Origin of the sequence: Nitratireductor sp. XY-223 (assembly GCF_004959855.1) — a bacterium.
Taxonomy (GTDB): Bacteria; Pseudomonadota; Alphaproteobacteria; order Rhizobiales; family Rhizobiaceae; genus Hoeflea_A.
Genome location: NZ_SPNT01000005.1, coordinates 365,674 through 386,843, shown reverse-complemented (window position 1 = coordinate 386,843; position 21,170 = coordinate 365,674). Strand labels below are relative to the sequence as shown.

The window sequence follows — 21,170 nt, the reverse complement described above, 5'->3', positions numbered from 1 at the left end:
TTCACGTGCCCGTCCGGCGAGCGGATTCCGGACACGCCTCCCTCGCTTCCTGATTTATTGTCACGGGCCCTCCGGTGCAAGTGCCATTTTACGTAAAGGTAAGAATTGAGTTTACCGGACCGGCAATTGTCCGCCAAAAAGGGAGGCGCAGGGACGACCGCGCCCAGGGCCGCAAGCCTGACCGGGAATGGGTGCGCAAAAATTAGAATTGATCTAAACGTTTGAAATTTCTTTGCATTTGTTGAAATAAGAGTTTGACATTCATGTATTGGAGAGGTTTCTAGCACAGAGGACCGGGCGGGGCTTTCGGCAGCAGATTGTGCGTTGCCGACGGATCACCCGACCGGCCGGAAGTCCAAGTCTGCCGCAACCGATCAGCCGGAGCATCAAATGTTTTATGGAATCAGCAAGATCGCCCGGGCCGCGCCGCTCGCCCTTCTCATGGCTGCCGTATCGGCCCCCACTGTCCAGGCCGAAGTGGACGGCAAAGCCGTCCTGAAGACCTATGCCGACATCGCCGAGGCCAATTACGAGGATTCGCTGAACACGGCCAAGGCCCTGGAAGTGGCCGTCGGCGCGCTCGTGGCGGATCCGAGCGAGGCGACCATGAAGGGTGCCCGCGAGGCCTGGAAGGCGGCGCGCATTCCCTACCAGCAGACCGAGGCCTTCCGCTTCGGCAATCCGATCGTCGATGACTGGGAGGGCCGGGTCAACGCCTGGCCGCTCGACGAAGGGCTGATCGACTATGTCGATTCAAGCTACGGCAGCGATTCGGACCTCAACCCGCTCTATACGGCGAATATCATCGCCAACCGGTCGATCAAGGTAAACGGCAAGGATGTCGACACCAGCGTCATTTCGCCGTCTTTCCTGTCGGGAGAACTGCATGAGGCGGGCGACGTCGAAGCCAACGTCGCCACGGGCTATCACGCCATCGAGTTCCTGCTCTGGGGCCAGGACCTTAACGGAACGGAAGCCGGCGCCGGCAACCGGCCCTATACGGATTTCGATCCCGACAACTGCACGGGCGGCAACTGTGCCCGCCGCGCCGAGTATCTGGCAGCGGCCGCGAACCTGCTTGTCGACGATCTGGAAGAAATGGTCGCCAACTGGCGCACCGACGGCGAGGCGCGCAAGGCGGTCATGGGCGGCGAAGTCAAGCAGGGCATCGCCACGATCCTCACCGGCATGGGATCGCTGTCCTACGGCGAACTCGCAGGAGAGCGCATGAAGCTCGGCCTGCTCCTGCACGATCCGGAAGAGGAGCATGACTGCTTCTCCGACAACACGCACATTTCGCACCTTTACGACGCCATCGGCATCCGCAATGTCTACGAGGGGTCCTACACCCGCACCGACGGATCGGTGGTCGAGGGCCCTTCCGTCTCCGACATGGTGAAGGCGTCGAACGCCGATATCGACAAGGAGCTGCGGACAGATATCGACGCCACCGTTGCCGCCATGAAGGCGATTGCCGATGCGGCCGTGGGCGGCGAAGCCTATGACCAGCAGATCGGCGAAGGCAACAAGACCGGAAATGCACGGATCCAGGCCGCCATCGATGCGCTGGTCAAGCAGACCAAGTCCATCGAACGCGCCGTTGCGGCGCTCGATATCGGCGCGCTGGAATTCGAGGGCTCCGACAGCCTCGACAATCCGAGTGCCGTGTTCGAGTAGGGCGCCGGACCATGCGTGACCGTTGGCCGGTCACCTGGCGGCATGCCATCACGCTTGTGCTCATTGCGGCGGTGCCGGCTGTTGGCCTGGCCGCCGCATCCGCTCCCGGTGCGCGCGGTCACCTGAGCGCTGCCGAACTTGAAAGGGTGCGGGCGGTCACGCAGCCGACCGCCGACTTTTCCAAACCCGAGCGCTTCGAGGCGATGCCGGGCGGTGCGACGACCCTGCGCAAAGCCGCCGGCAGAAAGTCCTTTTCCTTCCCGGCCGCCAATATCAGTTTCGGCGGGCGCGAGGCCTTCGTCCTCGGCGAAGCGCTGTTTGAAAAGCTCTGGGTCTCGGCCCCGGCCTCGACCAAGGCCTCCGACGGGCTCGGCCCGCTGTTCAACGCCCGCGCCTGTTCAAGCTGCCACATCCGCAATGGCCGTGGGCTTGCTCCGGACGGGCAGGGCAATGAAGGATCGCTGATCCTGGCGCTGACGGCCGGTGCAAAGGCCGACCCGGTCTATGGCGGCCAGTTGCAGACCCGCGCCGTCCAGGGTTTGAAGGCCGAGGCGACGACAAGGACGGTCTATGAGGCGGTTCCCGTGCGCCTTGCAGACGTAACCGAAGTGCGGCTGCGCAGACCGGCTTACAACGTTGCCGGTCTTGCCCATGGTCCACTGGGTAGCCAGACGTGGATCTCGCCGCGGCTGGCGCCGCCGATGATTGGCCTCGGCCTTGTCGAACAGATCGTTTTGAGCGACCTGCAGGCGCTGGAGGATCCGCACGACCTGGACGGCGACGGGATATCCGGCCGCATCCGCTGGGTCGTCGATCCCGAGAGCGGCAAAAAGGTGGCCGGTCGTTACGGCTGGAAGGCATCCCGGCACAGCATCAGGTCGCAGTCAGCCTCCGCATTCGCCAATGATATCGGCCTTTCGACGACCCTGTTTCCGGCCCATGCCGGCGATTGCACGCCGTTCCAGCCCGATTGCCTGGAGCGGCCGCACGGGGCGCAGCCGCACCTCGGCCCCGTCGAGGTGCCGGACACCGTGCTCGAGCTTGTCACCGCCTTTGTGGGCGGCATTGCCGTTCCGAAACGCCGCGACGTCGGCGATGCGCAGGTTCTTGAGGGCAAGAAGCTGTTTTACGGCGCCGGCTGCACATCCTGCCACCGCCCGAAATTCGTTACGTGGCGGGGCAAGGAGGCTGGGGCCAACAACTTCCAGCTCATCTGGCCCTATTCGGATTTCCTCCTCCACGACATGGGCGACGGTCTCGCCGACGGGGGCGGCACCGAACTGGCGCGCGAATGGCGCACGCCGCCGCTTTGGGGTATCGGCCTGACGGAGACCGTACTCGGGCAGGGCAACTACCTGCATGACGGCCGCGCCCGGACCCTTGAAGAGGCCATTTTGTGGCATGGCGGCGAAGCGCGGCCGGCCCGCGATGCGTTTGCCGCCATGGCGAAAGACCGAAGAATCGCACTGATCGCTTTTCTGAAATCCCTATGAATTTAAATAGTTACTGAATTTTCGTTTGGCACTGCGGCGAATTGCACCCTCAGCGTGCTTGACAATCTATGAGTTTTAATCAAACGTTTAATTAATAAAGCGCGCCGGCCGGTCTTGCGGAAGATCGTGGGATATCAGACCGGCGCGCGACGACTGGGAGGAAACAGGTTGCCGCAGGCGCACGCAATGCAGCCGGGACGCCAGAAGGACAGCCGCAAGGCGATCCTGGATGCGGCCGAGCGCGCCTTCGCCGATTTCGGCTTTGGCGGCGCGTCAATCCGCGCAATCGCCCGCGATGCCGGCGTCAATCAGGCGATGATCCACTATTACTACCAGAACAAGGATTTGCTCTTTTCCGCCGTCGTCGAAAGGCGTGCCGGCGAGATCAACGACCGCCGCAACAAAGCGCTCGATGCGCTGTTCGACAATGCCGTGCCGACCCTCGAAGAGCTGGTCGAGGCGCTGCTGCGGCCGACGATCGAGCTCGGCCACGACGTCGAGCGCGGCGGCGACGCCTATGCGCGCCTGATCGTCTATTTCAACAACTCGGCCGATGAGCGCTCGCAGCGGGTCGCCGAGCAGAATTACGATCCGATCGCCCGAAGGTCGATCGACGCGATCATGAAGGTCCTGCCGCAGCTCGGCAGGGCCGACGCCGTTCGCGGCTATCTCTTCGCCATCAGCGTCGCCCTGTCGGTGATGGCGAAAACCGGCCGCGCCGCCCGTCTTTCGGACGGATTGTGCGACGATTCGAACACCGAGGAGACGGTATCGACCGTTGTCGCCTTTGCCTGCGCCGGTATCCGGTCGCTGGCGAACGGAGCCGCCGGGACAAGGAAGGATTGACCATCAAGGCCGCATGAATGTGCGGCCGCGAAAACAGCGAAATGGTGTAAACCGGGAGGAAACCATGAAACGACTAATGTCTGCATTGCTTGCCACGGCCGTGCTGGCGGGCGCATCGCTCGCGGCGCGCGCCGAAACCGTTGACGTCACGATCGCCGCCGGACATCCGCCGGTCTTCCGCTGGGTCAAGCACACCAGCCAGACCTTCATTCCGGCCGTCAACAAGGCACTTGAAGGCAGCGGCATCACCGTGAACTGGAGCGAGCAGTATGGCGGCTCGCTCGCCAAGGTCGGCGGCGTGCTCGAGGCGGTCGAGGAGGGGCTCGCCGAGGTCGGCCTCGTCTCCAGCCTGTTCGAGGCGGCGAAGCTGTCGCCGCAGAACGTCACCTATTTCACCCCCTTCGTGTCGAGCAATGCCACGGCCATCTCCGAGCTGATGGACAAGCTGCACGAGGAGAATGCCGAACTGCGCAGGTCCTGGGAGGACAACAATCTCGAATATCTGGGCGCCGCCATCGGCATCGACGACTATCTGCTGATGACCACGTTTCCGGTCAATTCGCTCGACGATCTGAAGGGCAAGAAGATCGGTGCGCCGGGGCCGGCGGTCAACTGGCTGAAGGGCACCGGCGCTATCGGCGTTTCCGGCAACCTGACCACCTACTACAACGAGATCAAGACCGGCGTTTACGATGGGGTCATCGTCTTTGCGACGGCTGCCGTTCCCGGCAAGCTCTACGAGGTCGCGCCCTATGTGACCAAGGTCGGATTCGGTGCCCAGTATGCCGGCGGGATCGCCGCCAACAAGGAATGGTTCGATGCCCAGCCCGAGGCGCTGCAGAATGCACTGCGGCGTGGCGGCGTCGCCCAGCGCGAGGCCTACCACAAGGATCTCGACCAGGCGATCTCCGCGTCGCTCGAAGCCATGCGCGCCAACGGCGCCACCATCACCGAGGTCTCTCCCGAATTCCGCATGAAATGGGCTGCCGGAATGGAGAACGTCGCCAAGGCATGGGCCGCCCAGCTCGACGGCGAGGGCAAGCCCGGCTCCAGCGTGCTGTCGGCCTACATGGACGCCATGCGCCAGGACGGCGCGACGCCGGTGCGCGACTGGGACAAGGAATAGGTCCTGAAATCCGTGGCGGCGCCGCGCATCAAAGCCGGTGCCGCCGCGAAACAGCGGTTTCGTCATGCCCAGATTTCTTCAACAGGTGCAGGCCGTCATCGACCGGCTGACCATGGCATTGAACGTGCTCGGCACGCTTCTGATCCTCGCCCTGATGGTCCTCATCAACAGCGACGTCATCGGCCGCGGCGTGTTCTTGTCGCCCGTGTCGGGCGTTCCGGAGCTCGTTTCCATGTCGATCGTCGCCATCGTCTTCCTGCAGGTTGGCCAGGCGTTCCGCATGGGCCGCTTCACCCGCACCGACGCGCTCATCAATGTGCTCGAGAAACGCGCGCCCCGGATCCGGGCCGGGCTCGAGCTCGTCTACAGCGCCGCCGGGTTCTTCATCATCGGGGCCTTGCTGAACGCGAGCTATCCGCTGTTCATCAAGGCCTGGGACCGCAACACCTTTGTCGGCACCGTCGGCGACTTCATTGCCCCGATCTGGCCCGTCAAGCTGGTGATCCTCATCGGCTGCGCCGCGCTGATCCTGCAGCTCGCAATGTCGGCCATCCGCAGCGCCATCGAGATGGTCAGCGGCCGCAAGGTCGTTCTCCCGGACTCGGCAGGTGGCCATGACGCCGTTTGAGATCGGACTCGCCGCCCTCGCGGTCATGGTGGTGCTCGTCTATGTCGGCATGTATGTACCGCTGGCACTGATGGTCGTTTCCTATTGCGCCGTCTGGGTGATGAAGGGATCGCCCATCCTGGCCGGCAAGCTGCTGGCGCTCGCCGCGTCGGAAACGATATCCAGCTATTTCTTCGGCGTCGTGCCGCTTTTCGTGCTGATGGGATACATCGTTTCCGTCACCGGCATGGGGCGCGACGCCTTCGACGTCGCCAACCAGATCTTCCGGCGCTTCCGCGGCGGGCTCGGTATCGGCACGGTCGGCGCCAACGCGATCTTCGCGGCGATTACCGGCATCTCCATCGCTTCGGCGGCGGTCTTCACGCGCATTGCCGTTCCGGAAATGGTCCGCCACGGCTACACCAAGCGGTTCTCCGTCGGCGTCGTTGCCGGTTCATCCGTGCTCGGCATGCTGATACCGCCAAGCCTGCTCTTGATCCTTTACGGGCTTCTGACCGAGCAATCGGTGGGCGACCTCTTTATCGCCGGCGTAATCCCCGGCCTCCTGCTGGCGCTGATCTTCGGCATCGGCGTCTTTGCCATGGCCCGCTTCTGGCCCGGCTTCATCGGCGAGAACCTGTCCGACAGCGATGAGCCGCTGCTCGACAGCGGGGAACTCTTCAGGAAAGGCTTCCCCATTGCCGCTCTGATCTTCCTGGTTCTGGGCGGCATTTACGCCGGCTGGTTCACGCCCATCGAGGCCGGCGCCGTCGGCTGTCTCGGCGCCATCCTCATCGGCCTTCTTCGCCGCTCGCTCACCTGGAAGGACTTCTGGAGCGTGCTCACCGACACCGGCCTTGTCACCGCCTCGGTGTGCTTCCTCATCATCGCGGCGCAGATGTATTCGCGCATGCTGGCGCTCTCCGGCGCGCCGGCCGAGTTCGGCACGTTCGTCGCGACCGCCGATATCGGATTCTGGGGCGTGGTGCTTGCCTATGTGGCGCTGGTCATCGTCATGGGCACGATCCTCGACTCCTCGTCCATCATGCTGATCCTGGTGCCGTTGATGCTGCCGGTGATCCAGCCGATGAACATCGACCTTATCTGGTTCGGCATCGTCACCGTGCTGGCTGTGGAGATCGGGCTTTTGACCCCGCCCTTCGGCATCTCGGTCTTCGTCATCAAGTCGGCGCTCAGTGACGACACGATCTCGCTCGGCGATATCTTCGCCGGCGCCGCGCCATTCGCCCTCATGATGCTGCTTGTCCTGTCGCTGGTGCTGTTGTTTCCGCCGCTGGCGACGCTGCCGCTCGGTTACTGACGGAGAAGAATATGCCGCGCAGAATTGTCGACCTTTCGGTGCCCCTGGAAGCGGACATCGCCTCCGATCCGCCCGTCATGCTGCCGGAGATCGACTATGTCGACCACCACATGTCCGCCGAACAGGTCATGGGGTTCTTTCCGGGTCTGAAGAAGGAGGACCTGCCTGGCGGCGAGGGCTGGGCGCTCGAGCAGCTCAGGATCACCACGCACAACGGCACCCATCTCGATGCGCCCTATCACTATCATTCGACCATGAACAACGGCGAGCGCGCGATCACCATCGACGAGGTGCCGCTGGAATGGTGCTTCCAGCCCGGCGTCAAGCTCGATTTCCGCCATTTCGACGACGGTTACGTCGCGACGGCGGCCGATGTCGAGGCAGAGCTGAAGCGCATCGGCCACGATCTCCAGCCGCTCGACATCGTCGTCGTCAACACGGCGGCCGGCGCCCGCTACGGCCAGCCGGACTATGTCGCCAAAGGCTGCGGTGTGGGCCGTGAGGCGACGCTCTACCTGCTCGAGCGCGGCGTTCGCGTCACCGGCACAGACGCCTGGAGCTGGGACGCGCCCTTCGTCTACACGGCGAAGGAATACGAGCGCACCCACGACGCGAGCATCATCTGGGAAGGACACCGCGCCGGCATGGAGATCGGCTACTGCCATATCGAGAAACTGACCAATCTCGAGACGCTGCCACCGAGCGGCTACGAGATCGCCTGTTTCCCCTACAAGATCAAGGGCGGTTCGGCGGGCTTCACCCGCGCCGTCGCGATATTCGACGAATAGGAGAACGCCATGGCCCGGAAAATGAACAAGGTGATCATCACCTGCGCCGTGACCGGCGGCATACACACGCCGACCATGTCCGAGAACCTGCCGGTGACGCCGGACGAGATCGCCAAGCAGTCCATCGAAGCGGCCGAGGCCGGCGCCTCGATCCTGCACCTGCACGCGCGCAATCCCGAGGACGGCCGGCCGACGCCGGATCCGGACGTCTTCATGCAGTTCCTGCCGCGCATCAAGCAGGCAACGGACGCGGTGATCAACATCACCACGGGCGGCGGGCTCGGCATGACGGTGGAGGAGCGGCTTGCAGCGCCGCTGCGCGCCGAACCCGAAATGTGCTCGCTCAACATGGGCTCGATGAATTTTTCGCTGCACCCGCTTGCCGACAAATATCCGAGCTGGAAATATCCCTGGGAACGGGATTTCCTCACTGGCAGCGAGGATTTCATTTTCCGCAACACATTCAAAGACATCCGCATGATCCTCGAGCGGCTGGGCGAGGGCTGCGGCACGCGTTTCGAGCACGAATGCTACGATATCGGGCATCTCTACAACCTGGCGCATTTTGTCGATGCCGGCCTCATCAAGCCGCCGTTCCTGGTCCAGTCGATCTTCGGCATCCTCGGCGGCATCGGCGCCGAGATGGAAAACGTCATGTTCATGAAACAGACGGCGGACCGGCTGTTCGGCGACGACTATGTCTGGTCCGTGCTGGCGGCGGGGCGATTCCAGATGCCCTTCATCACCCAGGCCGCCATGCTCGGCGGCAATGTCCGCGTCGGGCTGGAGGATTCGCTGTTCATCGCCAGGGGCCAGCTCGCCCGGTCGAATGCCGAGCAGGTCCGCAAGATCCGGACGATCATCGAGGAACTCGGCATGGAGATCGCCGCGCCGGACGATGCCCGCGCCATCCTCGACCTCAAGGGCGGCGACCGGGTCAATTTCTGATGAACCCGATAATCGGATTTGAGGTCGACCCGGCAGAAATTCAGACCATCGGCCGGGATCTGCAGCGGCCCGAGTGCATCCTGGCGGAACCGGACGGTTCGCTCTGGTCGGCCGATGCGCGCGGCGGTGTCGTGCATATCAGGCCGGACGGCAGCCAGAAGATCATCACCCAGTCCGAACGGACGGATTTCGCCGACGCCGCGGACGAGGCGACGCGCTTCACCGAAGGAACGCTGCCCAACGGGCTGGCCTTTGCCCGCGACGGCGACATCCTGATTTCCAATTTCGGCACCGACCGGCTCGAGGTCATGAAACGCACCGGCGAAACGCGTGTGCTTCACGACACGATCGACGGCGCACCCATCGGCAAGGTCAATTTCGTGCTGCGCGATTCGAAGGACCGCATCTGGCTGACGGTCTCGACACAGATCCCCAACTGGATGGACGCCGTCAGCCCCAATATACGCGACGGCTTTATCGCGCTCGCCGACGAAAACGGCCTGCGCATCGTCGCCGACGGCTTCGCCTTCACCAACGAGATCCGCCTCGATGCGAAGGAGGAGTTTCTCTACATCGTGGAGACGACCGCCCGCCGGATCACCCGCATGCGCGTCGGTGGCGACGGCACGCTCAGCGGGCGCGAGACCTATGGTCCCTCCGACCACAACGCCTTTATCGACGGCATTGCCTTCGACGCTTTCGGCAATCTGTGGGGCACGCATGTGATGGCCGACCGCATCTTCGCCATCACGCCCGATGGCGACCTGCAGATCATCCTCGATGACGACAACGGTTCTGAGGCCGGCAAGGCGCTGCTTGCGGCCTTCGCCGAAGACCGGGTGACACCGGATTTGGCGGTGGCCTGCGGCGGCAAGATCGCGCCGTGGATGGCCAGTGTCACATTCGGCGGGCGTGATCTGAAAAACGTCTATATCGGCAGCCTGCGCGGCACGACGATCCCTTGGTTCCGTTCGCCCGTGGCGGGTCTGCCGATGGTTCACTGGAACGAAGGAAGAAAACCATGAGCGAAACGAGTGGCATGCCTGAACAGGCTGTCGTGCAGTTCGACTGCCGGGGCGCGGCCGTCGGCAAGATGCGCAATGAACTGGCCATCGAGATGGTCAAGCCGTTCAAGGAAGAATTCGAAATGGCGACGGACGAGGGCGCCTTTCACGGCGGCGATGCGTCGGCGCCGCCGCCGCTGGCGCTGTTCGTCGGCTCGATCACCGGCTGCATCATGACGCAGATACGGGCCTTCGCCAAAAGGCTTGGCGTGACCGTCGACAACCTTGACGTCCACACGCGTGTGCAGTGGAACTGGCAGGCGGTCGGCCGGGTCTACGAGACGGCGCCGAAAAGCTTCGAAATCGACGTGCTGATCGACAGCCCGGATCCGGAAGAAAAGGTGGTGGAACTGATCGAGACAGCCAAGAAGGGCTGCTTCATCGAGCAGACGCTCGGCGTCGCCAACACCATCAACCACCGCATGAAGACCGCCGACGGCTGGCGCCAGGTCTGACTGGAGCTTCAAAACGCACCCGCCGCTCAGGGCGGTGAGCGGCGGGCACTACGTCGGGTGCCATAGGGCATAGTTGTCTGGCGGCTGCTAATGCCGCACGACCAGAACGGACTGGCGCGCATGCCGCACGACACGAGACGCATTCGGTCCCAAAAGATAGTCCTTCAGGGCGGGACGGTGTGAGCCGACAACGATCAGGTCCGCCTCGCACTGATCCGCTGCCGCGATTATCTCCTCGTAGATGCTGCCATGGGCGATGATGTGCTGTATGCGCGTGCCCTTCGGGACGTGCTTCGCGGTAAAGGCGTGCAGCGCCTGCGTCGCGTGCTCGATCATCTCCTTCTCATGGTCGGCGGGAAAGAACGTGCCGACAATGCTGCGGCCGTAATCCGGCACAACGCACACCACGTGCAGCGTATCCTCGGCCACCATCACTTCCTGGGCCGCCTGGATGACCTTGACGGAAGATTCCTCGTCGCCGAGATCGATCGTGGCGAGCACCTTCTTGAAGATATTCGTTGCCGCCATGGTCTACGCTCCCTGTTCGACGGTTGCGGATTCCGGCGTGTCGTCGCTTCGGCGGCGCTGCAGCATGAAGATCAGCGCCAGAAGTGCGAGCGCGGGAATATAGAAGAGGTACTTGCTCGGCTGCGGCGCCGGCACCAGCAACTGGCTGATAACCTGGTCGAAATCGAACCCGGCGGCCTGTGCCTTGGAATCGAAGACGGCGTTGTCGACGAGGACCTTGCCGTCGTCTTCGAAGACTTCAAGGCCGAAGCCTTCAAGCCGCTCCTCTCCGGTCGCCTCGTCCCCGACATCGATCACCATGGTCAGGGTGATCGGGTCGCCCACATCGTCAAGACCGTCAACGATGGCCCGCATCTGTGTTCCGGGCTCCGCTTCGCCCATGGCCTGGACGATCTCCGTCGGACTGACATTCGAATAGGGCGGGACCACATAGTCCATCCAGAAACCCGGCCGGAACAGCGTGAAGGCGATCAGCAACAGCGCCAGCGATTCCCACACGAGCGAGCGTGCGATGAAGAATCCCTGCGAACCGGCCGTGAAGATGAGCATCGCCGCCGTCGCGATGATGAAGACGAATATGCCCTGGGCCCACGAGACATCGATCAACAGCAGGTCGGTGTTGAAGATGAACAGGAACGGCAGCAGCGCCGTTCGCAGCGAATAGAAGAACGCCACGAACCCGGTCCGGATCGGATCGCCCCCCGACACCGCCGCGGCCGCGAAGGACGCGAGGCCCACCGGTGGCGTCACATCCGCCATGATGCCGAAATAGAAGACGAAGAGGTGAACCGCGATCAACGGCACGATCAGCCCGTTCTCCTGTCCGAGCGCCACGATCACCGGCGCCAGCAGCGACGAAACGACGATATAGTTGGCGGTCGTCGGCAGGCCCATGCCGAGGATCAGGCTCAGGATCGCGGTGAAGATCAGGATCAGCATGATCTGGCCCTGGGACAGGAATTCGACGAGTGCCGCAAGCACCGCGCCGTCGCCGGTCTGCGATACGGCTCCGACGATGATGCCGGCGGCGGCCGTGGCGATGCCGATGCCGATCATGTTGCGGGCACCGGCGATCATGCCGTCGATCAGCTCGTTGAAACCGCGGGCGAAGGCGCCGTCGCGGTTGTCCCCGCGGAACATCGCAAAGAGCGGCCTTTGCGTCAGCAGGATGAAGATCATGAAGGCGGTCGCCCAGAACGCCGAAAGGGACGGCGACAGGCGCTCGACCATCAGGCACCAGATCAGCACCAGGACGGGCAGCAGGAAATGCAGGCCCGATTTGACCGTCGGTCCCGGTTCCGGCAGACGAACGACGGGCTCGTTCGGGTCGTCCAGCTCAAGTTCGGGATAGGCCGAGCAGAAGCGCACCAGCCCGACATAGGTGACGGCCAGCAGCGCGGCGATGATCCACGGTGTCGCGGCGCCGGCGAGCGAACCGATGGTCTGGATCAGGTAGAAGACTCCGAAAGCGCCGATAACTGTGAAACCAAGCACCTGGGCGCCCGTCGAGATGACCTGGATCTTGCGCTCTTCACTCAGGCGTGCGCCGAGCACCGCGAAGATGGTGAAGATGATGCCAAGGACGACCGCAACGGCCAGCACGCGGCTGTCGGCCTCCTGCAGCGCCTCGAAGGCGAGGAACAGGTAGTAGATCGCGCTGGCCGCGGCGAGGATGATCGCCATGGTGATGCCGAACGAGATCAGTCCCCATTTCAGCGGCTTGGGTTCCGTTGCCCGGTCAAGGCCGGCCATGCCGAGCTTCTTGGCTTCCAGGTGCACGATATAGACGAGCGCGATGTAGGAGATGATGGCCGGAACGAAGGCGTGCTTGACGACCTCGAAATAGGAAATGCCGATATATTCGACCATCAGGAACGCCGCGGCGCCCATCACCGGCGGCATAATCTGGCCGTTGACTGACGACGCGACTTCCACGGCGCCCGCCTTTTCGGCGGAAAAGCCGACGCGGCGCATCATCGGAATGGTGAAGGTACCGGTCGTCACCACGTTGGCGATGGACGAGCCGGAGATCAGGCCGGTCATGCCGGAGGCGACAACGGCCGCTTTGGCGGGGCCGCCGCTCAGATGGCCCATCAGCGAGAAGGCGACCTTGATGAAGTAGTTGCCCGCGCCTGCCTTGTCGAGCAGCGCGCCGAACAGCACGAACAGGAAGACGAGATCGGTTGAAACGCCGAGCGCGATGCCGAACACGCCTTCCGTCGAGAGCCACTGATGGTAGGCGACGGCATTGAAGCTGGCACCCTTCCAGGCGAGGAATCCCGGCGCGTAGGGCCCGAGGAACGTGTAGCCGAGGAAGACCATTGCGACGATCATCAGCGGCGGTCCGAGCGCGCGGCGGGTGGCTTCAAGCAAGAGGATGATGCCGAGCACCGACACGATCACATCGAGCTGGTTCGGGTTGTTGGGCCGGTCCGACAGCCTCGTTCCCATGATGCTCTTGATGATTTCCGTGTCGAAGAAAAAGAGATACAGCGAACAGCAGGCCGCCGCGATGGCCAGCACCCAGTCGGCCGTCGGGATGACCCGGCGCGGCGAGGATCGGAAGGCCGGATAGGCGAGATAGGCCAGGAAAAGCGCGAAGGCGAGGTGGATGGGCCGCGCCTCGCCGCTGGAAAAGACACCGAAACCGGTCGTGTAGGGAAGTGGCGAGGCGATCCAGACCTGGAAGAGCGACCAGGCGAGTGCCGTACCTGCTATCAGCAGGGCAACCGAATGATTGGTGGGCTTTCGTCCGCCTGTGTCCGTTGACGCGACGAGGTCTTCGAGTTCCTCGCTGCTTAGTTTCCCGGTGTCTTCCTGCGCCATGATCTCCCCCGCTATCCCTTTTGAGCTTCAAAAGGCAATCGGGGGCGGATTGCCTTCCGCCCCCGGCTTGCGTGCTAGACTACATCCAGCCGCGCTCCTTGTAGTATTTGGCGGCGCCGTCATGCAGCGGCGCGGACAGGTTGTTCTTGATCATGTCCTCTTCTTTGAGATTTGCAAACGCCGGATGCATTTTCTTGAACCGGTCGAAATTCTCAAAGACGGCCTTGGTGATCTCGTAGACAACCTCATCCGGTGTGTTGGTTGACGAAACGAACGTCGCTCCGACACCGAACGTCGTGACATCGCTGTCTGTGCCGGTATACATGCCGCCCGGAATCGTCGCCATCGCGTAGAAGTCGTTGTCGCTGGCGAGTGCCTTGGCGGCATCGTTGTCGACATTGATCAGCTTCGATTCGCACGAGGTCGTCGCCTCCTTGATCGAGCCGTTCGGGTGACCGACGGTAAACACGATGGCGTCGACCTTGTTGTCGCAAAGGGCGGCGGCCTGTTCGGCCGATTTCAGCTCCGATGCGAGCGCGAAATCACCCATCGACCAGCCCATCTTGTCCATCAGCACTTCCATGGTGCCGCGCTGGCCGGAGCCCGGGTTTCCGATATTGACGCGTTTGCCCTTCAGGTCGTCGATGCTGCTGATGCCGGAATCGGCACGGGCAACGACGGTAAAGGGTTCCGGGTGGACCGAGAACACGGCACGCAGTCCGTCGAACTTTCCGTCCGGGAACTTGTCCGGAGCGGTTCCGTTATAGGCATGGTACTGCCAGTCCGACTGGGCGACACCGAGGTCGAGGTCGCCGGTGCGGATGCCGTTGATGTTGGCAACCGATCCGCCCGTGGTGTGGGTGCACTTGATCTCGTGATCCTTGGTGCCGCGGTTGACGAGACGGCAGATGGCGCCGCCGACCTGATAGTAGACACCCGTCTGACCGCCGGTTCCGATGGTGACGAAGGTCTCTTCCGCAATGGCCGTCCCGGCAAGCCCCATGGACAGCGCCACGGCCGTGCCGGCAAGCATGTTGCGTCGTGATAACATCTTTACTACTCCCTGTTAGATGTTGATTGCGTCACCGGCCAGTATTCTCCCAGCCGGTGATTATTCGTCTCCACCTCCTTCAGGCGCTCGCTCGTTTCCGGACCGGAACGGCGGATCACCATTCCCATCAGCGATTCCAGCAGAAGGAGCGTTGCTATGTAGGAGGAGAAGAATTGCGGACTGTCCGTCGGGACAATGAAATGGTGCGTTGCAAAGGGGAATGCGGGACAAGCCATGGAATCTGAAATGACCACGACGAACGCGCCCGATTCATGGGCGATCTGGGCCGCGTCGACCGATCGCTTCGCATAGGGGTCCTTCATGATGATGATGACCGCGTCATTGCCGGAGATTCCGGTCAGCGATGTCGCCAGGGCAACGCCGTTGAGTCCCAGCACCTGCCAGTTGGTGAAGGCAAGATTGGCCAGGTAGCCGAAATACTGTGTAAATCCGACCGAGGCGAGCGAGCCGGCGACGAACACGTTCTTTGACTCAACCAGCCTATCGGCGACGGTCCGCAGCCGGGTCACGTCGAGCTCATTGACAAACTGGTCTATGTTGCGCATGGCCGAGGCCGCCTGGCGCAGCGCGAACGGCGCCTTCTCCTCGCCGCCGTCGGTGGCGTCTTCCAGTTGCAGAAGCGTCGCCTTGTCGGCAAAGCTGATGCTGCGGTGCTTGATTTCGTTGCGGCAAAGCTCGCGCATCTCCTCGTAGGAGCCGAGGCCCAGTGCCCGGGCGAGTCGCGAGAATGTCGGCGGATTGAGTTTGCTGCTGCTGGCCGTTGCCCGCAGCGAGCGGCTGGCAACGTCGTCATGGTGGTCGACCACATAGTCTGCGGCTATCTTCAGCTGCGGGCTGAGGCCGTCATAATGAAGCGCGATCAAGTCGTTGATCGAAATGCGGCTCTCCAACCCGTTCCTCCGCCGGTTGTCCGGTTCTGAAACAGACTGTTTCAAACAAATCCTACTTTGTCAATTAGTGAAACATTTGTATCATCAAATTTACGGCAGGCACTGATTCCCGGGCAATACACTCCGCGCAACAGATGGCTGAAATATGACACCCGGCCCTATCGGTGATTGTACGCGGGTTCACGCGTACGGGCCCCCGTTGTGACCGGCAGCACACGCCGATTGTCGTTTCGGCTTGAAGCGCCCACGATTGGACCCTAAAGGTTTGGGGGCATTCGATGTTGGGAAAGTTCTGCGGATGAATGGTATTGAATTGATGGCCTTTGCCGGATCCGCCGGTCGAAAGGGGCGGTCATGACCGACAGTGTCGTTGCAGTGCCCTTGTTCGACGCCTTTCCGCAGTCCGCCCGGGTTGTCGACATTCGCGGCGAGCGATCCGTCGAACGCGAAGCGCTGAGAGAAATGATTACCGGCGCTGCCGCGCGCATAGCGGCGCAGACCGATGGGCGGGACGGTCCGGTGGTGGTCGCTGAAGCCGATTCCGTCGAAATGCTGACGATGATATTCGCGGCATGGGCCGCCGGCCGCTGCGCCATCGTTGTCAATCCCGGATTGAGCGCCGAGGAGCAGCAGAACGTCCTGACCTACACCGGAGCGGTGGCCTGGTTCGGCGACATCCGCTGCGGTTTTGCAAATCCTTCGCCCTCGCAGGAAGCGCGGTACCGCGCGCTCGGGCCCGATCGGCCGGCGCTGATATTGATGACGTCGGGTACGACCGGCGTGCCCAAGGGCATCGTCCACTCATTGCGCAGCCTTCATGCGCGCGTCGCCCTCAACATTGCCCACATGGGCATGGGACCGCTGGCGCACAGCCTGTGCGTGCTGCCGATGCATTTCGGTCACGGTCTCATCGGCAACTGCCTGACCCCGCTGGCCGCCGGCGGAACCCTGTGCCTGTGGTGCGGTCCCGGCATCACGGAAGTGGCTGCTCTCGGCCAATGGATCGACACGCACCGGATCACCTTCATGAGTTCGGTCCCGTCTTTCTGGAAACTGGCCATGCGCATGTCGTCGCGGCCCGTATCCGCGCCGGAGCGGGTCCATATCGGCTCGGCGCCTTTGTCGGTCGAACACTGGCAGGCCGTTGCAGAGTGGGTTGGAACGGACAATGTCTTCAACATGTACGGCATGACCGAAACCGCCAACTGGATGGGCGGCGGCACGCTCGCCGCGGCCGGCGGACGGGACGGCTATGTCGGAAATATCTGGGGCGGCCGCTACGCCGTTCTCGGCGAGGACGGACGTGTCGGCGGTGCGGGAAAGGGCGAAGTGCTTGTACAATCGCCCAGCACGATGCAGATCTATCTGAACGCGCCGGACAAGACCGCCGAGGCATTTGTCGGCGACTGGTTTCGCACCGGCGATATCGGCGTCCTCGAAGAATCCGGGGAGCTGACGCTCGTCGGCAGGATAAAGTCCGAAATCAACCGTGCCGGCATCAAGATCCAGGCGGAAGAAATCGACATGCTGCTCGAGCGCCATCCGGCGATCGACGAGGCCTGCGCCTTCGGCATCGACGATCCAGCCAGCGGCGAGGTCGTGGCTGCGGCGATCGTGTTGACGACAAACGCGGCTGCGGACCTGGAGGAGATACGCCAGTGGTGCCGCGAGCGCGTTCGGTCCGAAGCGGTTCCGGCTGTTCTCTATCCACTGGAGGAGATTCCCCGAAACGATCGCGGCAAGATCGTGCGAAGCAAGGTCCGGGCTGTCGCGCAAGGGCAGGAACCATCGTCATGAAGTGGCATCGGCGCAAGATCGCCGCACTGGGAGAAACCATCGTGACCGAACGCTTTCTGCTGCGGCCGGCGACCAGGTGGCGTGCCCTGAACCTCTACAGGCGGATGAATGATGATCCCGAGATCCTGCTGCAGCTTTCGCACAGCGAAAGAAAATCCGGCTGGTGGCGGCTGATCCGGAAATACAAGCTGCCGAACGGCCGGTCGCGCTTCATGCATGAAATCGTTCCGTCCGGCAGCACCGCCTGCATCGGTTATCACGAGATCTTTCTCATACCCTATCTTTCGGCGACGCTCGGGGTCGTCATTCTCGATCGTGACTGGTGGGGCAAGGGCGTTCCGGTCGAGGTGCGCAGCGCGATCATGTCCCACTTCGTTCGCCATGCCGGCGTGGAACGCTTCACGGGCTCCGTCGAGGCGCGCAATTTTGCCTCGGTTCTCAACTACAAGAAGCTGGGGTTCAATCACAGCGGCACCCAGCATCGCTGCAATTTCAATACCAAGAGCCAGGCTCCGGTCGACTATCTGCAGTTTGAGTTGCTGAAGGAGGACTTCCCGCCCTACCTCTTGGGAGCGGAAACATGAGCGCTATGGACAATGCCCGGCGGATCGTGGCTGAGGCGACACGCACGCCGCTGGACCAACTGCCCGAAGAGGCCGATATCCAGTCCATGCCTGCATGGGACAGCATCGCCCATATCGGCATTATCCTGGCCGTCGAGGAACTGGCCGGAAAACAGCTCACGCCGGAAGCCATCGTCGACATTGTCTCGGTGCGCTCCATCGCCGAGTTCCTGACCGAACAGAACACGGCGCCATGAACGAGTCGGGCGGTCAGAGGCCGGGTGGCGGCAATTTCGGGCAGGTTCTTTGCGAGCTTGCGGATCCGCAGGCGAAGGGTCCGACCGCAGAAGCCTGCCTTGCCCAGCCGGCGCAGCCCCTGTTCGACGCCATCCAGCACCACGGCATCGAGCCCGTGGCGCTCAGGAAACTGACCGGCATCCTGCCGAATGAGCCACCCTATACCGGGCTGATCGACGCGGTTCGCGAACGCCAGCTGCTGGCCAACGCGCATGCCCTGGTGCTTGAGGCGCTGGCGCTGCAGATCATGTCGGCCATCGATGCGGCGCGGCTGGATGCGGTGATCGTCAAGGGGCAGGTCTTCGCCAAGGCGCTTTACGAGCGCGCATCGGACCGGCCATTCACCGATGTCGACATCCTGGCGCATCCGCGCTCGGTGCCCGCCGTCGGGCAGATCCTCGAAGACAGCGATTTCCTGCTGTACCGCAAAAGGATGTTCGACAAGTCCGCCCGCAACATGGAGCAGAAATGGGTCCGCAAGGACAATCACAACATCCTGGTCGAACTGCACGGGAACCTCGTTCACTATGCCAGTCTGAGATGGCGCGTCTCCTTCGGTTTCGATGAATACCGGACCGCCTCCGGCGACGGCGCGTTCCCCAATGTGGCCTATTTCATGACGGCGGTTGTTCACGCGGCCGCGGGGCACAAGTTTCACCGCCTGCAGCTCATTGTCGACGTCATGCAGGCCGCGCGAAAGCTGACCGAGGAGGATATCGCTCACCTCAATGCCTCGCTCGACGGCCTCCGTGCGCGCCTTGAGGTGCTTGTCTGCCTCGATCTGGTCTGCGCCCTGTTCGGCGACGAGGCGACGGCACATGTGCGTAACAGCCTGGGGTCCGGCCGAAATTACCGTTTCGGACGGCGTTTGGTTACGCCCGCCGCCGTCATCGACACCTGGAACGATGCCGGTCATCGCTCGCGTATGCGCCGTCACGCATTCCGCTGGGTGCAGCGTATCGCGCCGCGGCGTTGAGGCCGCTTCAGCCGTTTACCGCCGTGTCGATCAGCGCCGCGACCTTGTCGGGCGGGCCGTTTATGTCGAGCACGAAGCGGGCCGACGAGGCGAGCATCCGGGAGTAGACGTCCAGCCGCCTGTCGTGGCCGGGGAACAGGCCGGCCGAGCCGAGATTGATGTTGTCGGCGATCATCTCGGTGAGCGCTTCCGCGCCGTCCACCGCTCTGAGCCGCATGGGCCTGCCGGAACGCCGCAGCGCGATCACGGCGATGACCGGCCGCGGATCCGCGGCGGCAAGGCACCCCGATGCCGCGAGGTCATCGCGTTGCACCCATTGCTCGCCGTTCTCGTCCCAGCCCTCCTGCGTCAGCATTCCTTCAAGCCAGGGGAAGAGTTTCGCCGTCTTTCGGTGCACCTTGATGGGGCGGGGCACACCACGGACCGCCACCGGCCCGTCGCCGGTCGGCGTGAGCACCGTCGCGTCGTCGGTGCACAGCCGGAAGCCCCTGTCCACCAGCGCAAGGGCGGTTGTCGTCTTGCCGGTGCCGCTGGGCGCGTGCAGCACCAGCCGGCCGCCGCCGGGCGTTTCAACGCAGGCGGCATGAACCAAGACATGGCCGGCGGCGCTCAATATATGGTCGAGCGCAAAGCTCGTTGCGATGCTCAGCGTCTCGCCGCGGCAGGCCGGGGCGATGGTGAACGCGACCGTGCCCGGGTTTCCGTCGAAACGGGCATGGAGTTCGCCAGGCAGGAGCAACTGCCAGTTGGCGGCATCGCCCGAGAGATGGAAAGGTCCTTCGTCGCCGATCGTTCCCGAGAAGAAAGCGTCGCCGGGCGGCGTTGACTGTTCCACGGGACCGCGCACCAGCGTCAGCCGGCATTGCGGTTCCACCGCGACATCCGCAGTCACTTCCCATTCGCCGATGAGACTGAGCAGCGGCCCCAGAACACGCGGCGTATCCGTGGACACCGCGAGGCGCAGTCCGGCAAGATCGAATTGGCGTGTTGTCATGCCTTGTGAACATGGATCGGAAACATGCCGTCCATGATGTCGTTGACGACCGGTTCGCCGTCCAGGACGACCCAGCAGTGGGCATCGATGGTCGGCGCATACAGGCTCTGCCGGTCGATGGCGAAGTGAAGTTCCGGGCTGTAGCCCGCCATTTTCAAAAACCGGTATCCCAGCAGTCCCTGGCGGAAACAGCGGCGGCTTCGCATCAGCCAGGGCCGGCGCGTGACCTTGATGACGGCATCCGAGATCAGTTCGGCGGACAGGCCCCCATACCGTGCCGCTCCACCGCCGTCGGCCAGGCGCAAGGCGCCCTCAAGGTCGCGTCCCGCAACGACCAGGGGCAACAGCCGCGCGGTCAGCCAGAGTTCGGCCTGAAAAAGCCGCTCCCTGGGTTTTCGCCTCCGATCTGGGGCCCCGTCTGCGCTAAGCGTTTGCATCGATATTGTCGATTACGCCTTCCGATTGGAGATAGGTGAGCAGTTCCTCCAGATCCGACAGAAGCTGCTCGCGCGTGACATCGAACTCCTCGCAAACGGCGTCGGCCGTCGCGCCGAGGCTCCTGTTCCCGTCGGTCAGCCGTAGAAAGGCCTCGGCCGTGCTGTTGCAAGAATAAATCTGACCTGAATCGGTCATCAGAATAACGCCGCTGTCTCCAACCGAACGAAAAGTTGCTTTGTCGGCTAGTTTGAAGATCTTGGTAGGATCCATCGCCATCATATGTCTCCATGTCGCGACCGAATTCCTATCACTTATTTGACCGGCAATCGAATCGAACTTTTTGAAAAGCTTATCTCATGCCGAATACTATTTCTGAGGTGTTCCATCAGCAGAAATACGAGAATCGACGGCTTTACGCGTAACGAAACCGACATGATTTGCCAAAGCGCGAAACATACGTATCA

At 62.8% G+C, this 21,170-nt stretch carries 21 protein-coding genes; 14 read left to right on the top strand and 7 right to left on the bottom strand.

The annotated features are described in order from the left end of the window. The first annotated feature begins 402 nt into the window (after positions 1 to 402). The 10 genes from E4M07_RS19110 (at position 403) to E4M07_RS19065 (ending at position 10,325) form a co-directional block, all read left to right on the top strand. Positions 403 to 1,677 carry an imelysin family protein gene (locus E4M07_RS19110; RefSeq protein ID WP_206057316.1) on the top strand — a complete coding sequence of 425 codons (1,275 nt, stop codon included), beginning with the start codon at positions 403 to 405 and terminating at the stop codon, positions 1,675 to 1,677. A gap of 11 nt (positions 1,678 to 1,688) precedes the next feature. Beyond that, positions 1,689 to 3,170 (top strand): di-heme oxidoredictase family protein, encoded by a 1,482-nt coding sequence (locus tag E4M07_RS19105; protein WP_136659970.1) that lies wholly within the window; start codon positions 1,689 to 1,691, stop codon positions 3,168 to 3,170. 168 nt (positions 3,171 to 3,338) lie between these two features. Beyond that, positions 3,339 to 4,016 carry a TetR/AcrR family transcriptional regulator gene (locus E4M07_RS19100; protein ID WP_246660509.1) on the top strand — a complete coding sequence of 226 codons (678 nt, stop codon included), beginning with the start codon at positions 3,339 to 3,341 and terminating at the stop codon, positions 4,014 to 4,016. A gap of 64 nt (positions 4,017 to 4,080) precedes the next feature. Continuing rightward, the gene (locus E4M07_RS19095; protein ID WP_136659969.1) at positions 4,081 to 5,142 is read left to right on the top strand and encodes a C4-dicarboxylate TRAP transporter substrate-binding protein; all 1,062 of its coding nucleotides are present in this window, start codon (positions 4,081 to 4,083) and stop codon (positions 5,140 to 5,142) included. Positions 5,143 to 5,206: 64 nt separating this feature from the next. After that, positions 5,207 to 5,770 (top strand): TRAP transporter small permease subunit, encoded by a 564-nt coding sequence (locus tag E4M07_RS19090; RefSeq protein WP_136659968.1) that lies wholly within the window; start codon positions 5,207 to 5,209, stop codon positions 5,768 to 5,770. Beyond that, the gene (locus E4M07_RS19085) at positions 5,757 to 7,070 is read left to right on the top strand and encodes a TRAP transporter large permease (protein ID WP_136659967.1); all 1,314 of its coding nucleotides are present in this window, start codon (positions 5,757 to 5,759) and stop codon (positions 7,068 to 7,070) included. Before E4M07_RS19090 ends, E4M07_RS19085 begins: the two co-directional genes overlap by 14 nt. Before the next feature lie 11 nt (positions 7,071 to 7,081). After that, complete coding sequence (locus E4M07_RS19080; protein ID WP_136659966.1) at positions 7,082 to 7,858, top strand: cyclase family protein; 777 nt, start codon at positions 7,082 to 7,084, stop codon at positions 7,856 to 7,858. Positions 7,859 to 7,867: 9 nt separating this feature from the next. Next, positions 7,868 to 8,806, top strand: a complete 939-nt coding sequence (locus tag E4M07_RS19075; protein ID WP_136659965.1) for a 3-keto-5-aminohexanoate cleavage protein — start codon at positions 7,868 to 7,870, stop codon at positions 8,804 to 8,806. Then, a complete protein-coding gene (locus tag E4M07_RS19070) occupies positions 8,806 to 9,831 on the top strand; it encodes an SMP-30/gluconolactonase/LRE family protein (protein WP_136659964.1) in 1,026 nt (341 codons plus the stop codon). The genes E4M07_RS19075 and E4M07_RS19070 overlap by 1 nt, the downstream gene beginning before the upstream one ends. Continuing rightward, positions 9,828 to 10,325, top strand: coding sequence for an OsmC family protein (locus E4M07_RS19065; protein WP_136659963.1), 498 nt, complete (start codon positions 9,828 to 9,830; stop codon positions 10,323 to 10,325). The genes E4M07_RS19070 and E4M07_RS19065 overlap by 4 nt, the downstream gene beginning before the upstream one ends. A gap of 87 nt (positions 10,326 to 10,412) precedes the next feature. On the opposite strand, the gene E4M07_RS19060 is transcribed toward E4M07_RS19065, so the two are convergent. The 4 genes from E4M07_RS19060 to E4M07_RS19045 all read right to left on the bottom strand — a co-directional run bounded on the left by E4M07_RS19060 (position 10,413) and on the right by E4M07_RS19045 (position 15,641). Then, positions 10,413 to 10,853, bottom strand: coding sequence for a universal stress protein (locus tag E4M07_RS19060; protein ID WP_246660508.1), 441 nt, complete (start codon positions 10,851 to 10,853; stop codon positions 10,413 to 10,415). A gap of 3 nt (positions 10,854 to 10,856) precedes the next feature. After that, positions 10,857 to 13,679: a TRAP transporter permease gene (locus E4M07_RS19055; protein WP_136659962.1), complete on the bottom strand. Its 2,823-nt coding sequence runs from the start codon at positions 13,677 to 13,679 to the stop codon at positions 10,857 to 10,859. Positions 13,680 to 13,758: 79 nt separating this feature from the next. Next, a complete protein-coding gene (locus E4M07_RS19050; RefSeq protein WP_136659961.1) occupies positions 13,759 to 14,730 on the bottom strand; it encodes a TAXI family TRAP transporter solute-binding subunit in 972 nt (323 codons plus the stop codon). A gap of 5 nt (positions 14,731 to 14,735) precedes the next feature. Continuing rightward, on the bottom strand, positions 14,736 to 15,641 hold the full coding sequence (locus E4M07_RS19045; protein ID WP_136659960.1) for a MurR/RpiR family transcriptional regulator: 906 nt from the start codon (positions 15,639 to 15,641) through the stop codon (positions 14,736 to 14,738). A 354-nt stretch (positions 15,642 to 15,995) separates the two neighbouring features. Between E4M07_RS19045 and E4M07_RS19040 the strand changes: the two genes are divergently transcribed. From E4M07_RS19040 to E4M07_RS19030, 4 genes are read left to right on the top strand one after another with little or no spacing between them, the layout of a single operon-like run. Continuing rightward, positions 15,996 to 17,438, top strand: coding sequence for a class I adenylate-forming enzyme family protein (locus E4M07_RS19040; protein WP_136659959.1), 1,443 nt, complete (start codon positions 15,996 to 15,998; stop codon positions 17,436 to 17,438). Further along, positions 17,435 to 18,022: a GNAT family protein gene (locus E4M07_RS19035; protein WP_136659958.1), complete on the top strand. Its 588-nt coding sequence runs from the start codon at positions 17,435 to 17,437 to the stop codon at positions 18,020 to 18,022. Before E4M07_RS19040 ends, E4M07_RS19035 begins: the two co-directional genes overlap by 4 nt. After that, on the top strand, positions 18,019 to 18,258 hold the full coding sequence (locus tag E4M07_RS29145) for an acyl carrier protein (RefSeq protein ID WP_169054288.1): 240 nt from the start codon (positions 18,019 to 18,021) through the stop codon (positions 18,256 to 18,258). The genes E4M07_RS19035 and E4M07_RS29145 overlap by 4 nt, the downstream gene beginning before the upstream one ends. Then, a complete protein-coding gene (locus E4M07_RS19030) occupies positions 18,255 to 19,274 on the top strand; it encodes a nucleotidyltransferase family protein (protein ID WP_169054287.1) in 1,020 nt (339 codons plus the stop codon). The genes E4M07_RS29145 and E4M07_RS19030 overlap by 4 nt, the downstream gene beginning before the upstream one ends. A gap of 7 nt (positions 19,275 to 19,281) precedes the next feature. On the opposite strand, the gene E4M07_RS19025 is transcribed toward E4M07_RS19030, so the two are convergent. From E4M07_RS19025 to E4M07_RS19015, 3 genes are read right to left on the bottom strand one after another with little or no spacing between them, the layout of a single operon-like run. Further along, positions 19,282 to 20,268 (bottom strand): hypothetical protein, encoded by a 987-nt coding sequence (locus tag E4M07_RS19025; protein ID WP_136659956.1) that lies wholly within the window; start codon positions 20,266 to 20,268, stop codon positions 19,282 to 19,284. Beyond that, positions 20,265 to 20,705, bottom strand: coding sequence for a lasso peptide biosynthesis B2 protein (locus tag E4M07_RS19020; protein ID WP_136659955.1), 441 nt, complete (start codon positions 20,703 to 20,705; stop codon positions 20,265 to 20,267). The genes E4M07_RS19025 and E4M07_RS19020 overlap by 4 nt, the downstream gene beginning before the upstream one ends. After that, positions 20,692 to 20,901 (bottom strand): PqqD family protein, encoded by a 210-nt coding sequence (locus E4M07_RS19015; RefSeq protein WP_169054286.1) that lies wholly within the window; start codon positions 20,899 to 20,901, stop codon positions 20,692 to 20,694. Before E4M07_RS19015 ends, E4M07_RS19020 begins: the two co-directional genes overlap by 14 nt. Positions 20,902 to 21,170 lie beyond the last annotated feature (269 nt).

Excerpts from the sequence above, each read along its gene's own strand:
- E4M07_RS19105 (WP_136659970.1), top strand. The coding sequence starts at position 1,689 with ATGCGTGACCGTTGGCCGGTCACCTGGCGGCATGCCATCACGCTTGTG.
- E4M07_RS19095 (WP_136659969.1), top strand. The coding sequence starts at position 4,081 with ATGAAACGACTAATGTCTGCATTGCTTGCCACGGCCGTGCTGGCGGGC.
- E4M07_RS19090 (WP_136659968.1), top strand. The coding sequence starts at position 5,207 with ATGCCCAGATTTCTTCAACAGGTGCAGGCCGTCATCGACCGGCTGACC.
- E4M07_RS19085 (WP_136659967.1), top strand. The coding sequence starts at position 5,757 with ATGACGCCGTTTGAGATCGGACTCGCCGCCCTCGCGGTCATGGTGGTG.
- E4M07_RS19080 (WP_136659966.1), top strand. The coding sequence starts at position 7,082 with ATGCCGCGCAGAATTGTCGACCTTTCGGTGCCCCTGGAAGCGGACATC.
- E4M07_RS19075 (WP_136659965.1), top strand. The coding sequence starts at position 7,868 with ATGGCCCGGAAAATGAACAAGGTGATCATCACCTGCGCCGTGACCGGC.
- E4M07_RS19070 (WP_136659964.1), top strand. The coding sequence starts at position 8,806 with ATGAACCCGATAATCGGATTTGAGGTCGACCCGGCAGAAATTCAGACC.
- E4M07_RS19065 (WP_136659963.1), top strand. The coding sequence starts at position 9,828 with ATGAGCGAAACGAGTGGCATGCCTGAACAGGCTGTCGTGCAGTTCGAC.
- E4M07_RS19060 (WP_246660508.1), bottom strand. The coding sequence starts at position 10,853 with ATGGCGGCAACGAATATCTTCAAGAAGGTGCTCGCCACGATCGATCTC.
- E4M07_RS19055 (WP_136659962.1), bottom strand. The coding sequence starts at position 13,679 with ATGGCGCAGGAAGACACCGGGAAACTAAGCAGCGAGGAACTCGAAGAC.
- E4M07_RS19050 (WP_136659961.1), bottom strand. The coding sequence starts at position 14,730 with ATGTTATCACGACGCAACATGCTTGCCGGCACGGCCGTGGCGCTGTCC.
- E4M07_RS19040 (WP_136659959.1), top strand. The coding sequence starts at position 15,996 with ATGACCGACAGTGTCGTTGCAGTGCCCTTGTTCGACGCCTTTCCGCAG.
- E4M07_RS19035 (WP_136659958.1), top strand. The coding sequence starts at position 17,435 with ATGAAGTGGCATCGGCGCAAGATCGCCGCACTGGGAGAAACCATCGTG.
- E4M07_RS29145 (WP_169054288.1), top strand. The coding sequence starts at position 18,019 with ATGAGCGCTATGGACAATGCCCGGCGGATCGTGGCTGAGGCGACACGC.
- E4M07_RS19030 (WP_169054287.1), top strand. The coding sequence starts at position 18,255 with ATGAACGAGTCGGGCGGTCAGAGGCCGGGTGGCGGCAATTTCGGGCAG.
- E4M07_RS19025 (WP_136659956.1), bottom strand. The coding sequence starts at position 20,268 with ATGACAACACGCCAATTCGATCTTGCCGGACTGCGCCTCGCGGTGTCC.
- E4M07_RS19020 (WP_136659955.1), bottom strand. The coding sequence starts at position 20,705 with ATGCAAACGCTTAGCGCAGACGGGGCCCCAGATCGGAGGCGAAAACCC.
- E4M07_RS19015 (WP_169054286.1), bottom strand. The coding sequence starts at position 20,901 with ATGACCGATTCAGGTCAGATTTATTCTTGCAACAGCACGGCCGAGGCC.